Raw genomic sequence first — 14,789 nt, 5'->3', positions numbered from 1 at the left:
TTTTCAGTTAATAACTCTGCTCCTGCTGATATCGGGTAGGTTGCTGGGTGGAGGAGGGGTGGCTTTGGGCTTCCTTGGGCACTCCCATTTTCTCTTCACGGCGCTGTTGGTATTGCTGAAACTGGGCGGGCGTCAGGATATCCTTGATCTGTGACAAACGCGTCTGGCTTATAACGTCCATTTGCCTGACGATCTCCCGCGGATCTGTTTTATACTTTGCTTTGGCTTCTTCGGCATTTAGAATGCTTCGCAGGTTAACGGCTTTAAGTTTTTGCGCCTGCTCGGGCGTAAGCCGAAGGTGGTTAGCCATGCTGGCGGTAATCTCGTTTGCTTTTTCTTCCAGTGCCTTATTTTCAGGAGCCTGGGTGGCAGGTAGCTTCTTGGCTGGAGTAACCTGGGCGCTTGCACCAGCACCCGTAAAGGCAAAAAGGGCGGCTATGAGTAGTTTCTTCATCTTAATGAACTTAAATTTAAGCATGCAAGGCAAGAATCGTTCCTGAAAGCATGCCGGGGTGGGTGTTTTTAACAAAAGTGAAAAAAGTATAGTTTCTGGGTAAGGCTAGCTTTCGTTGTAAAAAAATACTTTGTAAAAGTGCATGCCACGCTCCTGATCGTAGCCCCGCTCAACGTATTGCTCACTTTGCTCGGGTTTATAGCCACTGAACTTTATCTCGATCTGGGTATCAAGCTTTATAAAATTCCGGAATTTACGCTTCATATTTTTAACCGTGGTTTTATTAATGGCGAAATCTGCGAATCCTTCAATATCCCGTTCTTCTGCAAACGTACGGCTGTAATGTTTGAATTGCTCTTTGGTTTCCGGTTCATCAAGCACGCTGCTGGTAAACTCTTCCAGGTCGAAGGTGTCGCTTTTTGAGAAATAGTCCACTGAGCGACTCATAAACTCCACCTGGGCTTTCCTGCTGTCCGTTTTCGCAAACACCTCCTCCGAGAAATCCTTACATAAATTTAAGGCGGTCTTGGTGTTGTAGTTGGTATCCTTAAGCTCAGTTACGTGCAGAAAATCCTCTTTCCAGAAAACGGCATCGGTACTGTTGGCGTCCACCAGTTTAACCCGGAAACCATCTTCGGCCTCTGTGTTAAAGATCATGCAGCCTTTGTCGACACCTTTCAGGTTTACCCCGGAATGATAATCTACACTCAGGTCATCATTATCTTCCTGAAAAGTCAGAAAGGTATCCTTGTTCTCAGATTTGAAGATCCCGATGGCATCCACAGTCTCATTTTCCAGCAGGCAGCCGGCAAAATGTACCACGTACAGCTCCCCGCTTTTTACTTTCGGGTGGTCTGACTGCTCATATAAGTGATGGAGGATGTGAACTGAGTACTCAAAGAATTTGGCAGGTTCGGTAAAGATTAAAGCCGAATAAGCAAAAAGCTCATTAAGGGCAATATCTGAAGTATGGGTAAACCTGAAAAACTCCTCCTGTTTGAACGGGGATAAAAAGTAGTTCAGCAAATGGTCGGATAACTGCTCATCGTGCAGGTCTACGGTTCTTTTCGAGACAACCACTCCTTCTTCTTTTGCTTTGTTTCCCACCCTGTGTATGGCCAATTGCCTGAGGCGTACTTGTGTTCTCTCGTTCATGTTCATCATCTGGTGCTAAGGCTACAAAGGTAAGTAATTTGATGTGGCCAAGGAGAGATGCTATAAAACTTAAATCAAGTGAGTTTAACTACCTTAAATTTTAAAATGCTATCAATCAATTAGATGTGTTTTTTGCAAAGAAATTAAAAGGAAGGAACTTTTCTTTTGGCACGGTTTTTCGAATTAGGCTTCAGGAGCTGCGCGGCTTTTAAATATAGAAAGAACCATAAAAGAATACGATCATGAAAAGGATATTTTTACTTATCGCTCTGGTGGTGGGTTTGGTTGCCACCAAGGTAAACGCGCAACAACAACCGATACGATTTGGTGTTAGAGCCGGTGCAAACCTGGCTGAGTGGCAAGGAGAAACGGTAAACAGTGCACAGGACCTGATTGAGTTCACGAATGGATCGGTTACCAGGAAAATGCGGGAGGGTTTTCATGTGGGGGGCTACCTTTCTATCCCGGTTGCACCAGGGTTTGAGATTGAGCCTGGCCTGCAATATTCGCAGAAGGGCATGAGGCTAACAGGTAAAATACCCATGGAGCGTGCTGAGTTTCTGAACGCAGGCGTTACGGTAACGAACAAAGCCGACTATATTGATATGCCCATTCTCGCTAAAGTATACATAGGAGAGGGGTTCCACATCTTCGGAGGGCCGCAGGTATCTTACCTCGTTTCAAATAAAATACAGGTTGAGGCAGGTGCTTTCGGTTTTAATGCCTTAAACCGCGAATGGGATATGAAAGGCGGATTCCGTGAAGTGGATGTTGCCGTCTCTGGAGGCATAGGCTATCGCTTTGTAAACGGCTTTAACCTAAGCGCCGGTTATGACTACGGCCTGAACTCAGTGGATGCTAAAAACAATTTTGAAACGTTTAACCGTGTTTTCAAAGCATCTGTTGGGTATACCTTTTAAATTTGCATCGGGGTTGTCCCTCATACGCCATGATCCCGGATGCCCATGAAAAAGGCTGCAAACATGTTTGCAGCCTTTTTCATGGGCATCGTCTCGCCCTAGTTATTAACTAGCTTAATGATGGTGATGCTGGTCTTTTTCAGGCTTGCTGCTGAAATTCACGACAGTGCCGATAAGGAAGAAAGCAACCCAGCAAATATACAAAGCCCCATAATTATCCATGGTCTTGTTCAGTAGGATGAGGATGAGGTGCGCCACCAGGGTCATGATCAGGCCGGTTGTGGCGACAAACTGGTAAGAGTTCATCTCGCGGGGGTCGTAAATCTTTGAAAATTTCATGGGCAATAATTTAATGTTCCAGCTAAACATTTCTGCTGCAACAGTAGTGCCAGTTTGATGGCCAAAAAACAAATATAACAGAACGGCGCAGTTCTTGTTTGATTAATTCACAAACGATACCTAAGAAAGACCATGAGAATATTCCTGATATCTACGCTTGCCATACTTGTAAGCTTCAGTGTTAATGCTTACAGCTCTACCGCTATACCCGCACACCCCACTGTCGTGGCTACTAAACAAGATAACAGTTTTTACGAAGGGGTTTCGCAGCTGCTACAAAAGTATGTGGTGCGCGGTGAAGTAGATTATAAAACCCTTCAGAAAGATAAGCAAGCTTTACAAGGTGTGGCCAACCAGATAGCTTCCTATGATGTTACAAAAGCCTCTGCAGCTGAAAAGAAGGCATTTTATATAAATGCGTATAACCTGCTTGTTTTGCAACAGGTGATACAACATTACCCGATCAAATCGGTGATGGAGGTGCCGGGCTTTTTTGATAAACAAAAGTTTGCAGTAGCAGGAGAACAACTTACCCTGAATCAATTGGAGCAGCAAAAGCTCATTTTACCGTATAAGGATCCACGCATTCATTTTGCATTGGTTTGTGCCGCAAAATCCTGTCCTCCTCTTTTAAATGAGGCTTACATACCACAAAAAGTTGAAGAGCAACTACAGGCGCAAGTAATTGGTGCCTTGAGCAATGGTAAGTTTCTGCGCGTGAATAATTCTGCTAAAGTGGTGGAGGTCTCCGAAATATTTAAATGGTATGAGAAGGATTTCCTGTCTGTTTCTCCCTCACTGCTCGCTTACATCAATCAATATCGGAGAACCCCTTTCCCCAAAGCTTTTCAAACAAGGTTCTATACTTATAATTGGGAACTGAACCAGCAAAGTAAATAGTATTTTAGTTGTTCAATTATGTTAATCAGCAACTGTGTGCTTTGAACATGTGATCAGCCAGGGCGTATATGTATAGGAAACTAAACTTACTGAACCATGCGCAATAACAAAGAAGAAGAGAACGAACATACTGATAACGAATATAAGCAGACCACGCCTGATAAGCCGGATAATGTAAACAGTGATTTCAACGAGCGCGTTACAATGGGCAACCATCCTGATCCATCTGCAAAACGAAATATTGGGCCGGATGGCGACACAGCAAGGAAAGGACAGAAGGACAAATTGAAAAACCTTAAGATTGAAGGCAACGAGGTGACCGGTTACGGTGGTAACGACGAAGAAAGTGTAGAGGCATTTGCACAGGGCCCTGGCTTTGAGTTTGAAGGAAGTGACACCGGGATGGATGGCGACGTAGCCGGCATCCGCCGCGGTGATCAGCCATTGGGGAAAGATAAAGAAGAACCTGACGATGCGGATTATAGCCGCAGGTAAAATCCCTTTCATAAAAAGCAGCAGGAGTTACTGCTGCTTTTTATGAAAGGGTATAGCGCGAGCTAATCAGAATCTAGAAACTCCTCTCTAATAATAGCCAACGTTTCCGGTGACAAGGGCTTGGAGAAAAAATCCTTTACCTCAGCGTGGCTCTTAGCGCAAATAATGTCGGTGCGGTCTACGGCGGACGATAGCATAAATAAGTTACAGTTGCCAGTGGCTTCCTTGGGCAGTTTCTGATACTCGTCCAGAAAAGACCAACCGTCCATGCCGGGCATGTTGATGTCCAAAAAAATCAACTCTGGAAAACCAGCTGTTCCGGTATGTGCTTTCAGGTATGCCAGGGCTTCTTCTGCCCATTCAAAACTGATTACCTGCTGTGCAAAATTTTCGGTGGTGATGATGTTTTCACAGACAAAATTATTAATCTGATCATCATCAATCAATAACACAGTTTTTAATGCGCTCATGTATATGGTTAGTTTTTCAGATAAATTTTAAAAGTCGTGCCTCTATCCACCATACTCTCAACTTCAATTTTACCACCCAATAGCTCTACCTGCTGTTTAACCAGGTGCAAACCTATGCCTTTTCCGGGTATGTGTAAATGAAATCGCTTGTAGAGTCCAAAAACGTTGGCTTGATGCTTGTTCATGTCTATGCCCAGACCATTGTCTGCCACGGTGATACAGGTGTACTCATCCTGTTTAAAAGAACGTAGGGTTAGAACTGCCTCCCGGTTCGGAGAGCTATATTTTATAGCATTTATAACCAGGTTTTGCAACATGCTACGTACATAGCTCTTAACAGAACTTATACTTGGCACCTGGCTAAAATCAAAGTCAATTGTTATATTTTGCGTCTTAAATGTATGCGAAACACTTGCCAGAATCTCGTTCAGGAGGTACTCTAAGCGTATCTGCTCACAGGTGTATTCGAGATGGTTGCGTAGCGCAAGAATCTCATTCATGTCGCGTATGGTGGAATCGAGCAGCTTTGCCGACGCAGTTAGTTTCTCAATTACGCCTGCATTAAAGTCCGGTATGGTTTCCTGCTGTTGAAAGATGGAGGTTAAACCCAGGATATTCGCTATTGGAGCGCGCAGGTTATGCGAAACGATATAGGCGAATTGTTGCAAGTGCTGGTTTCGCAGCTGCAACTGCTGCGTCAGTTCCGTTTGTTTTTCTTCAGCTGCCTTTCTTTCAGAAATGTCTGCTGCTGAGCTGTAAATTTTAACCAGTTTACCTTCTTCGTTAAAAAGAGGCGCTTGCCGTACCATGCACCATTTTGTTTCCCCTGATTTAGTAAGGATGCGTAATTCGAACTGTGCTTTGTTACCAGCCAACATGTTTGGAATAATATGAGAAAGTAAGTGCTCCATGTCATGTGGGTGTACTAATTCTTTCCATCTATCCGCACTTCCTACAAGTTCTGCCGCATGGTATCCCGTTATTTCAAATGACTGCGGACTCATGTAACTGATATTCAGCGCTGCATCTGATGTAAAGATCATTTCCGGAATATTCTCAAGCGTAGCCTGAAACTTTTCTTTTGCCACAGTAAGCTCATATTCTTTTAGCTTTAGTTCTGTTATGTCCTGTGTGGCGCCAGAAACGCGGATAGGTATGCCATCAGCGCCACGAATTACTTCACCTGTCGTGTGTAAGAACTTTACGCTGCCGTCCGGAAGTATGATCCGGTGGTTAAATGTTAGGGGGGCGTTTTTTAAGATTGCTTCCTGAATTGTCTGCGTAACTTTTTCTTTGTCCTGCGGGTGAAAAAAAGCTAGCAAGGAATGATAGGAGGTATGGCTAGAATCATTTGTTAAACCGTATATATCATGAAGAGATTTTGAAGCTGTCAGCTCCTGTTGGAACAAATCAAACTCCCAACTACCTATATGCGCTAACTCCTGTGCTTTTGTCAGCTGAGCCTCGTTCTTCCTGATTTTTTCGATAATGTTCTTATGCTCCGAAATGTCATGTATACTTAAAGCTACTGCCAGTACACGATTATCTTTGGCAGTAACCGGCCTGTAAGCCACTTCATACCAACGCTTTCCCAACCCTGTCTGGAATACAATCTCATTCCCGCGCATGGCGGAGGCATGGTCCTCGGCCACTTCCTGTTGCTTTTCCGCAGTAACAAACTGTAGCAGGTTTTGCCCTTCCTTAAGTTCTTTTAAGATGCATCGTGCTACATCTTCAGCTGCCACCTTGTTAAATGCTATCACGGACATATTCCCATCCACTAAGAAAATAGCTTGGGGGGCGCTGTTAAGCAAAGCGTGCAAATTCGCATCGTTGCGTAGTAACTCCTCCTGCGCTTCTTTTTGGAGGGTAATATCTATTAGCGTACCATTAGATAAGATGGTGCCATCCTCTTTTAATGTTCTTAAGCCATGCCCTCTTAACCATTTCCACTTTTTCTCCTCTGGGTGCCAACACCGGTACTCTACCAGCCAAGGGCCAACATCCAGATCGTTAATGATATTAGACTGTTGCACATGGTGCAGATCTTCGGGATGTATGTTTGAATTGATTTTGGAAGGCTGCTCATATATCTCTTTCGGAGTAACACCGCAAAGTTGCGTAATGCCTTCGCTAATAAATGTAAAACTGTACTGCTGATCAGCATCAATCAGGCACTGGTAAACGGCGCCGGGAATACTGGAGCTTACCTCGCGTAACTGTTTCTCACTTTTAAGTAGCTTCTCCGTAGCTTCTACCTGTTCCTGAATGTTAGCGGCAACCAATAAACGCGGATGCATCCCTTTATGTACAGGCAAGGAATGCGATTTAGCATCTACGGCGAAGATGCTTCCATCCTGCCGCATATGCCTGGTGCCATTTGTGGAGGCTTTGGTGTAGGGGTCTAACCCATTTAAAAAACGAAGCAGTTCCTCGCGCTCCTCTTCGGGTTTAATATCAGTCAAGAGCAGTTGTTTGAAAGCGCCCGGGGCATAGCCGTACTCCAGTACTGCTGCCTCATTCACTTCCAGAATCTGGAGCGAGTTCTGATCATACACCAGCATGGGCACCGGGTTGTTATTGAATAAAGACTTATAAAGCCGTTGTTTATCTAATAAGTTTTGCTGCAGCGCCACACGTTTCTGCACTTCCTGGTGGAGTAGGTCATTTTCCTGACGCAAACGCGAAAGGAGCTCACTGATACTGAAAGCTGCCCCGACCGCTGCCAGTAAGCAGAAAAGGATAGACAGTGCACAGGCTTTTACAATAACAGAGAGAGTCTTAAAAACATTTTCCGTGGCACCTCTTGATGAGGCCGTTATACCATCACTTAGAGCAGTGATCTGTGCCTGATGCCGTTCGTAATAAGGCACAAGTGCTTTCTGAGCATATGCAGCGGCCGCCACTAGTTGTTTCTTGTCAATTAAACTTAGCAGGGTATCTGTTTGCGCATTAAATTGAGAGAGATCGTTTTTTAAGCTATCCAGCAGTTGAACTCTTTGTCTTGAAATCAGAAGGCTTCTAAGATTTTGGGTGGTCGCGTTAGTGGACTTATGTATGTCAGCCAAGGCTGTTTTCAAGCTATCTTTTACAGAGGCATCTGGGGTGGAGAGGTAGGCCCTTAATAGGTTTTGGTTGATAACATGTTTGTTATGAAGCTCGTTTACAAGCTCCAGGCGCCTGTAGGACCCTACTACTGATCGACTATAATTCTGTTGGAGCTTCTGCGCCTCTAGAAAAGAAAACACACAAACGAAAAGGAGCAAAGCTGCCAGTAGGGCGAAGGCAAAGCTGGTTTTTTTAACAGATCTGTGATAAGATCGTGTCTCATGGTTTGTTTTCATTTACAATGCTGGGTTTCTAAGCAGCCGAATTGAAAAGAGGAAGCAGTAGTCAGGTTATCCCTCCAGCATGAAATTGAGCATAAGAGGGATTACCTATAAGATGATCCTAAATTACAAAAATTATCTAAATGGAAAAGTAAAGGCAGTTATTTATATGAGTAGTTCATTTGCTGCTACCTTTTTCTTTTTTACCAGGGGTAAAGCAAGCGGATAAGTTAGTCGGACGAAGCATAAGAATATAGCAAAGGGATAACGTTTAAGCAGGAAAATGTGTAACGCATATTGCTAATTATGTAACGGAAGCCAGTTATAAGGCAGTTATCTTTGTAAAGACTAGATTCAGCCACCGAATGGAAACGTTAAAGAAAGAAGATATTAAAAAAGATACTTTCCCGGTAGATGGGATGACTTGCGCTTCCTGTGCCAACAGTATTGAGAGCATGCTCCGGGCCAGCAAAGGGGTAGTGGATGCGCGGGTAAACTTTGCCGGTAAAACCTTACAGGTAAGTTACCTGCCCACTGAAACATCACCGGATCATTTGCGGAGCACTGTTCAGGAAATAGGCTTTGACATATTAACCGAAGGCAAAACCCAGGAAGAGCTGGAGGAGAGGCAGGTAATGGTTTTGGCTAAGCTGAGGCGTAAGACTATAGTGGCGGATGCTTTGGCGCTGCCTGTATTCGTGATGGGCATGTTTTTCCATGATACGTTCGTTTGGGGAAACTGGCTGATGCTTTTGCTCACCCTACCCATACTTTTCTGGGCGGGGCAACGCTTCTTTGTCGGTGCCTGGGGGCAGGCCAGGCACTTCCGTGCCAACATGGATACCCTCGTAGCCCTCAGTACGGGAATAGCCTTTCTGTTCAGCGTTTTTAATACCGTATACCCGGAGTTCCTGCTAAGCAGGGGCTTAATGCCCCATGTCTACTACGAAGCCGTGGCTGTGATCATCGCCTTTATTTTACTTGGTAAATACCTGGAGGAAGGGGCCAAGGACAGAAGCTCATCCGCCATTAAAAAACTGATGGGCTTACAACCTAAAACGGTGCGGGTACAACGGGAGGGCGTTGAACTGGAGATAAGTATTGAAGAGGTAGCGATCGGCGACAGGGTGGTGCTACTGCCCGGAGACAGGGTACCAGTGGATGGTGAGGTCGCTGCAGGGGGGTCGTATATTGATGAAAGCATGCTCAGCGGCGAGTCTGTGCCGGTACGCAAGCAGGCGGGAGACCAGGTTTTTGCCGGTACCATTAACCAAAAGGGGAACCTGCAACTTATTGCTCAAAGAACAGGAGGGGAAACCACGCTGGCGCACGTTATTAAACTGGTGCAGGAGGCGCAGGGAACCAAGGCGCCGGTTCAAAAACTGGTAGATAAGATTGCGGGAATATTTGTACCGGCAGTGCTTTTAATCGCCATCCTTACCCTTGTTGCCTGGCTGGTGCTGGGGGGGCAGTCCTTTTTGTCCGAAGCACTGTTATCCACTATATCTGTGTTGGTTATTGCGTGCCCTTGTGCCTTGGGTTTGGCCACGCCTACGGCTATCATGGTAGGGGTAGGGCGTGGGGCTGAGCAGGGAATTCTAATAAAAGATGCTGAGAGCCTGGAGCATGCACATCGGACCAACGCTATCATACTTGATAAAACAGGCACCATAACAGTTGGTAAACCAACTGTAACAGAAGTATTATGGGGCGATGCATCCGGTAAAGATGAGAACGAACTTCAGCAACGGTTTTTTTCTATGGAAGCGCAGTCCGAACATCCGATTGGGCAGGCTATTTATACTTTTTACAGAGAACAAGGGTATAAAGTAAATCAGCCTAATCATTTTAACAGCCTGACAGGTATGGGCATCGAAGCTGAATTTGGTGGGGTACTATATTTCGCCGGAAATGAAAAGCTTATCAAGCAGCACCGGATAGTGTTGCCAGACAACTTGTCGGAAGCCGCCATGCGCCTGCAACAGGATGCCAAAACAGTGGTATATTTTGCAGATAAAAAGCAGGTGCTGGCCGTATTTGCTGTAAGTGACCCGATTAAACCTACCGCCGCGGCCGGCGTAAGAGCGATGCAGGACGCAGGGTTGGAGGTGTATATGCTAACCGGTGACAATAAGCAGACTGCGGCTGCCGTGGCACGCGAGGTGGGCATCGAAAATTACCAGGCAGAGCTGATGCCTGCCGATAAAGCAAGCTTTGTAAAGGCTTTGCAGGCTACAGGCAAGAAAGTAGCCATGGTAGGTGATGGTATTAATGATGCCTTGGCCCTGGCAACTGCCGATATAAGTATAGCCATGGGGCAGGGAACAGATATTGCCATGGATGTAGCAGGCATTACCTTAATGCGCTCAGACCTGGCACAGGTGGCCAGAGCCATTAAGTTATCCAGGGCAACCGTAATTACCATTAGGCAAAATCTGTTCTGGGCCTTCTTTTACAACCTGGTGTGCATTCCTGTGGCTGCGGGTATACTTTATCCCTTTACAGGTTTTCTGTTAAGCCCCATGATTGCAGGGGCAGCCATGGCGCTAAGCTCTGTTTCGGTAATAGCCAATAGCCTAAGGCTGCGGGTGAAGAATATTTAAATTAAGTTGTACTATTATGTTAAATAAGAAAAATATGGAAACGTATAAGTTTAAAACATCGATCAATTGTGGGAGTTGTGTCAGAGCCGTAACTCCACACCTGAATGCCTTGCAGGGTGTAGAAGAATGGAATGTGGATACGAGTAATCCCGACAAGGTTCTGGAGGTTAAGGCAGAATCAGTAGAGGCCGGCACAATTAAAGCTGCAGTAGAAAAAGCCGGATTCAGGGCAGAACAGGTCTGACTTTAGCTTCGCTGTAAAATTAAAAGGGCTGCCCAGTCGTATTGGGGCAGCCCTTTTATATTGTTTGCCTTAGCGTGCTTTCGGCGATCGATGGGTTAGTTTGTCAAGTAAGATGAAGCTAATGAAAGCAAAGGAACACAAGAAAAGCCCCAGTGACTCTCGTCCCTCTTCAATGTTCTTTATATTACCTCCCCCGATGCTTACTCCCTCAAAACTTTCTGGCCAAGCATATACACCTGCTGCTATGTAAGCGGTGGCTGCTATCCACAATATGACCTGGTTTACCTTATTAAAAGCTGAACCGAATGAAAGAAGTGCAGCCAGGCCATAAATTGTCATCCAGATAAGTGGATCAGGATCGTTGTACTGAACTGCAACAAAAGCTATGAAAGTTAAGCCAAACAATAGGGCAACGATTTTCTTAAGCATCTTGATATTTTCGTTAACTAATGGGCAATATTATTTTTTATTGAAATGTTCTTTTTAAGTGTACGAACCACATGGTTCTGATTAAACCCGTGCACTTGCCAAGCGCTCTGCATCTCATTTTCATCGGCCATTGGTTGACGCACAACTCAAGTGAAAATAAAAAATATTTTATAATGCAATTGTAAGATATAGAAAGATATTTTTTAAAGCGAATAATTTAGCTTTTCAGCCGCAAAAGCAGCCGTTTAAAGATACATGAAGTTTATGCTGTGCGTAGTTTTCAAGTCACTGATGAATAGTTGTTTAAGATATCCTTTCACACTTAAACTGGGTGGTGCTACAACTTGAAATTGGATATTTTTTCTGATCCATTTTCTAACATCAATTTTTCTTCGCCTGCTTTTTAATGCCTTCCTAATCTGCAGCATCTAATAAATTCTTCCGCAATCTAAAAAACTATTTTAACATATACTGTAATTGTATAAAATCATGTGTGGCTTGATACCTGTATCAATAGTATAAAACTCTGCGCCTTCTCCATATTTTACGCCTTAATAATAACTTGTTTGAGTTTTATATTTAGCTGAAAAGCAATAGTACAATATGTGTTTTTAGGGATATTTGAGGTTATTATTAGTTTTAATTGTACTAATCATTGTGTTATATAGCAATAAATAGGCATAACAATATATTAGTATGCAGATTCTTTAATATTATAAGATTAAGTTTTTTTAATGAATATTGGTAAAATCATAAACATTGTAAATAGCTCTCCCGTAAATAAACCTGTTGGTGGGAGCTTAGTAATACTTTTGAAGCTGAGATTCGCTGTACTAGTTTGAAACAGAGTATTTAACTATTTTATGTTTACTGTTCATTGATCTAAAAGGAGCTTTTAAATAAAGGTCTTGGTCGCATAGAGGAAGTTGAGGGAAGGTAGCAAGCTGTTAGTTAAAATTCTTTTAGTATATGAGAAAATATCTACGAAATTAACCATGAATAAATATAGACACTACTATAGTTTTAACAGAGTATTTCTGTTAATTCTGGATATTGCCCTTATTACTTTCGCTTTTAAATTGTCCAATCTTTTCCGCTACGGAAACCTGGAGTTCGATTATCAATATAGCGTATTCTTTGTGCTGTTCGCTTTGGTTTGGTGGATCGTATCAGGCTTTTCAAATTTTATTTTCAGGATCGATGGCATTTTCTCGTGTAACAAGAAGGTAGCCAACCTGCTAAATTCTTTTGTAATGCATGCTTTTATACTTGCCAGCTGTATCGTTATTTTTAATCTCGAGGAGCTGTCCAGGTTGTTACTATTATACACTTACCTTTCTACGGTGATGCTGATAGGCGTAAGCCGGTTGGTGATGGAGCAGATTTTTGGGTATTTCACGAAATCAGACATGGCCCATACCCGCTACGTTATTGTAGGGGCCGGAGCAGCCGCAACCGCTTTACATCAAACATTGGATGCCAACAATAACATGGGCACCAAGTTCATGGGTTTCTTTGATGACAACGCAGACCAGGCAAGTCCTTTTTACAGCCAGGTAAAAGGCAAACTTTCTGATCTGAAAGAGTACTGCCTCCAAAACAGTATCGATGAAATTTACTATACGCTTCCATTAACCGATAAAGCGCAACTGGATGAGCTGTCGGAGTTTGCTGATGACAATTTCGTTTATTTCCGCATTGTGCCAGACTTCAGCGCCATTGTGGAGCGCGATACAAACATGTATTTCTATCACAATGTGCCTATGTTGAGTATCCGTAAGGAGCCGCTCGAGGTAGCCTCAAACAGAATTGTGAAACGCGTATTCGACATCGCTTTCTCTTTAACCGTTACCTTATTGATCTTCCCGTGGTTGTTGCCGCTTATCGCCTTAGCGATCCGAATTGAATCTAAAGGGCCGATTTTCTTTAAGCAACTCAGACCAGGTAAAAAGAACAGGTTGTTCTTATGCTATAAGTTTAGAACCATGTCTGTGAATAACCAGACAGAGGTGCAGGCAACAAAGGATGATCCGAGGATTACGAGAGTAGGCCGTTTCCTGCGCAAAACAAATTTAGATGAGCTGCCACAGTTTTTTAATGTGTTGTTTGGCGATATGTCTGTGGTGGGTCCAAGACCGAACCTGGTGTCGCAACTGGATCATTACTCAAAAGTGATCACCAAGTATAAAATGCGCCACTTTGTAACTCCCGGTATAACTGGCTATGCGCAAGTAAGCGGATATCGCGGAGAAACGAAAGAGCTCAGATTAATGGAAAAGCGTGTAGAGTATGATGTACAATACATGGAAAACTGGAGTTTTATGATGGATATGAGAATAATATTCCTGACAGTATGGAATATGGTGAAAGGTGAAAAAAATGCTTACTAATACTGTTACTTACAAACCCGTATCAGCCGCGCCACCCTTAAAAGAAAAACGGCAACTATTAAAGTCGTATATATCGGCTGGTTCCTTTAACGATTTCATCAATCATATTTTCTGGTTGACGGATCACAAAGACTCTTCGTATGTGTGTTTTGCAAACGCGCATATGCTCGTAGAAGCCTCCAAAGACAAAACCTTTAATGATTTGCTGAACAAAGCAGACATTGCCACGCCTGACGGAGGACCGCTCTCCAAACTCATGAAGCTTTTATATGGGGAGGAGCAGGACCGGGTAGCCGGAATGGATGTGTTGCCAAAGCTATTGGAAGAGGCCGCCCTAAGAGGCAAATCAGTATACTTTTATGGATCTACCGACCAGGTGCTGGAAGCAGTAGTGGCAAAAGCTAACAAGGAGTTGCCTGATCTTAAAGTGGCGGGTGCTTATTCGCCTCCCTTCCGAAAGTTATCTGAGGCGGAGGACGAGACAATCGTACAGATGATTAACGGCACCAACCCCGACCTGGTATTTGTGGCGCTTGGCTGCCCAAAGCAGGAACGTTGGATGGCAGACCACAAAGGGCGTGTCAATGCTTGCATGCTGGGTGTTGGCCAGGCTTACATGACGTATGCTAACCTGGAAAAAAGGCTTCCAAAATGGGCCAGAAATCTTTCCCTTGAATGGACCTATAGGTTATGGCAAGAGCCCAAAAGGCTCTGGAAACGCTATTTGATCACAAACACTACATTTATTTACCTTTCTGTTAAATCCATATTACAGCAACGTACCCAAAGGCTCCAATTGTCCGATAAACAGTTGTAAGCCTTTGGGCCATATCAAAGTAAAGTTGTAAGCCCTGCATCACCATTCCTCTTGAAGTGATAGAATCAATATACCTTACTATAAATAAGCACTGGTTGCTGACTTTGAAGTATAAATTACCCTTCTGAAAACGACACTTTAATCTTTTTTGTAAAAAAGAACATTGAAGAACATCAAAATATAGTGATTACCGTATTAAACAAAAACACAACAAACAGTGCAATTACAATTGCGTTAATGTTTA

At 43.7% G+C, this 14,789-nt stretch carries 13 protein-coding genes; 7 read left to right on the top strand and 6 right to left on the bottom strand.

From position 1 onward, the window contains the following. Positions 1–7 precede the first annotated feature (7 nt). Both AC4BAN_RS01200 and AC4BAN_RS01195 read right to left on the bottom strand, forming a co-directional pair. Entirely contained in the window at positions 8–454 is a 447-nt protein-coding gene (locus AC4BAN_RS01200; protein WP_490562533.1) for a DUF4890 domain-containing protein, read from the bottom strand. 105 nt (positions 455–559) lie between these two features. Further along, a complete protein-coding gene (locus tag AC4BAN_RS01195; RefSeq protein ID WP_490562532.1) occupies positions 560–1,609 on the bottom strand; it encodes a nucleoid-associated protein in 1,050 nt (349 codons plus the stop codon). A gap of 242 nt (positions 1,610–1,851) precedes the next feature. Between AC4BAN_RS01195 and AC4BAN_RS01190 the strand changes: the two genes are divergently transcribed. Next, positions 1,852–2,529 (top strand): porin family protein, encoded by a 678-nt coding sequence (locus AC4BAN_RS01190; protein WP_490562531.1) that lies wholly within the window; start codon positions 1,852–1,854, stop codon positions 2,527–2,529. Positions 2,530–2,643: 114 nt separating this feature from the next. On the opposite strand, the gene AC4BAN_RS01185 is transcribed toward AC4BAN_RS01190, so the two are convergent. Continuing rightward, complete coding sequence (locus AC4BAN_RS01185) at positions 2,644–2,868, bottom strand: hypothetical protein (RefSeq protein WP_490562530.1); 225 nt, start codon at positions 2,866–2,868, stop codon at positions 2,644–2,646. A 132-nt stretch (positions 2,869–3,000) separates the two neighbouring features. Here AC4BAN_RS01185 and AC4BAN_RS01180 point away from each other — a divergent pair, with 132 nt between their 5' ends. Both AC4BAN_RS01180 and AC4BAN_RS01175 read left to right on the top strand, forming a co-directional pair. Further along, positions 3,001–3,768, top strand: a complete 768-nt coding sequence (locus AC4BAN_RS01180) for a DUF547 domain-containing protein (protein WP_490562529.1) — start codon at positions 3,001–3,003, stop codon at positions 3,766–3,768. Between the two features lie 96 nt (positions 3,769–3,864). Continuing rightward, positions 3,865–4,263: a hypothetical protein gene (locus AC4BAN_RS01175; RefSeq protein ID WP_490562528.1), complete on the top strand. Its 399-nt coding sequence runs from the start codon at positions 3,865–3,867 to the stop codon at positions 4,261–4,263. 62 nt (positions 4,264–4,325) lie between these two features. On the opposite strand, the gene AC4BAN_RS01170 is transcribed toward AC4BAN_RS01175, so the two are convergent. Then, on the bottom strand, positions 4,326–4,733 hold the full coding sequence (locus AC4BAN_RS01170) for a response regulator (protein WP_490562527.1): 408 nt from the start codon (positions 4,731–4,733) through the stop codon (positions 4,326–4,328). An 8-nt stretch (positions 4,734–4,741) separates the two neighbouring features. After that, complete coding sequence (locus AC4BAN_RS01165; protein ID WP_490562526.1) at positions 4,742–8,077, bottom strand: PAS domain S-box protein; 3,336 nt, start codon at positions 8,075–8,077, stop codon at positions 4,742–4,744. Positions 8,078–8,427: 350 nt separating this feature from the next. Between AC4BAN_RS01165 and AC4BAN_RS01160 the strand changes: the two genes are divergently transcribed. Next, the gene (locus AC4BAN_RS01160) at positions 8,428–10,665 is read left to right on the top strand and encodes a heavy metal translocating P-type ATPase (RefSeq protein WP_490562525.1); all 2,238 of its coding nucleotides are present in this window, start codon (positions 8,428–8,430) and stop codon (positions 10,663–10,665) included. A 16-nt stretch (positions 10,666–10,681) separates the two neighbouring features. After that, complete coding sequence (locus tag AC4BAN_RS01155) at positions 10,682–10,909, top strand: heavy-metal-associated domain-containing protein (protein WP_490562524.1); 228 nt, start codon at positions 10,682–10,684, stop codon at positions 10,907–10,909. 69 nt (positions 10,910–10,978) lie between these two features. Here AC4BAN_RS01155 and AC4BAN_RS01150 read toward each other — a convergent pair whose 3' ends face one another. After that, a complete protein-coding gene (locus AC4BAN_RS01150) occupies positions 10,979–11,338 on the bottom strand; it encodes a transmembrane 220 family protein (RefSeq protein ID WP_490562523.1) in 360 nt (119 codons plus the stop codon). A gap of 995 nt (positions 11,339–12,333) precedes the next feature. On the opposite strand from AC4BAN_RS01150, the gene AC4BAN_RS01145 reads away from it, so the two are divergent. Both AC4BAN_RS01145 and AC4BAN_RS01140 read left to right on the top strand, forming a co-directional pair. After that, positions 12,334–13,728 (top strand): undecaprenyl-phosphate glucose phosphotransferase, encoded by a 1,395-nt coding sequence (locus AC4BAN_RS01145; RefSeq protein WP_490562522.1) that lies wholly within the window; start codon positions 12,334–12,336, stop codon positions 13,726–13,728. After that, positions 13,718–14,545 carry a WecB/TagA/CpsF family glycosyltransferase gene (locus AC4BAN_RS01140; protein ID WP_490562521.1) on the top strand — a complete coding sequence of 276 codons (828 nt, stop codon included), beginning with the start codon at positions 13,718–13,720 and terminating at the stop codon, positions 14,543–14,545. The genes AC4BAN_RS01145 and AC4BAN_RS01140 overlap by 11 nt, the downstream gene beginning before the upstream one ends. The last annotated feature ends 244 nt before the right edge of the window (positions 14,546–14,789 follow it).

Source organism: Pontibacter sp. GD13 (assembly GCF_058216355.1).
The sequence above is the reverse complement of the archived record's forward strand: the minus strand, read 5'-3'. Positions and strand labels throughout refer to the sequence as shown.

What these genes read in the sequence shown, in the direction of transcription:
- AC4BAN_RS01200 (WP_490562533.1), bottom strand. Translation starts at nt 454, where the DNA reads ATGAAGAAACTACTCATAGCCGCCCTTTTTGCCTTTACGGGTGCTGGT.
- AC4BAN_RS01195 (WP_490562532.1), bottom strand. Translation starts at nt 1,609, where the DNA reads ATGAACGAGAGAACACAAGTACGCCTCAGGCAATTGGCCATACACAGG.
- AC4BAN_RS01190 (WP_490562531.1), top strand. Translation starts at nt 1,852, where the DNA reads ATGAAAAGGATATTTTTACTTATCGCTCTGGTGGTGGGTTTGGTTGCC.
- AC4BAN_RS01185 (WP_490562530.1), bottom strand. Translation starts at nt 2,868, where the DNA reads ATGAAATTTTCAAAGATTTACGACCCCCGCGAGATGAACTCTTACCAG.
- AC4BAN_RS01180 (WP_490562529.1), top strand. Translation starts at nt 3,001, where the DNA reads ATGAGAATATTCCTGATATCTACGCTTGCCATACTTGTAAGCTTCAGT.
- AC4BAN_RS01175 (WP_490562528.1), top strand. Translation starts at nt 3,865, where the DNA reads ATGCGCAATAACAAAGAAGAAGAGAACGAACATACTGATAACGAATAT.
- AC4BAN_RS01170 (WP_490562527.1), bottom strand. Translation starts at nt 4,733, where the DNA reads ATGAGCGCATTAAAAACTGTGTTATTGATTGATGATGATCAGATTAAT.
- AC4BAN_RS01165 (WP_490562526.1), bottom strand. Translation starts at nt 8,077, where the DNA reads ATGAAAACAAACCATGAGACACGATCTTATCACAGATCTGTTAAAAAA.
- AC4BAN_RS01160 (WP_490562525.1), top strand. Translation starts at nt 8,428, where the DNA reads ATGGAAACGTTAAAGAAAGAAGATATTAAAAAAGATACTTTCCCGGTA.
- AC4BAN_RS01155 (WP_490562524.1), top strand. Translation starts at nt 10,682, where the DNA reads ATGTTAAATAAGAAAAATATGGAAACGTATAAGTTTAAAACATCGATC.
- AC4BAN_RS01150 (WP_490562523.1), bottom strand. Translation starts at nt 11,338, where the DNA reads ATGCTTAAGAAAATCGTTGCCCTATTGTTTGGCTTAACTTTCATAGCT.
- AC4BAN_RS01145 (WP_490562522.1), top strand. Translation starts at nt 12,334, where the DNA reads ATGAATAAATATAGACACTACTATAGTTTTAACAGAGTATTTCTGTTA.
- AC4BAN_RS01140 (WP_490562521.1), top strand. Translation starts at nt 13,718, where the DNA reads ATGCTTACTAATACTGTTACTTACAAACCCGTATCAGCCGCGCCACCC.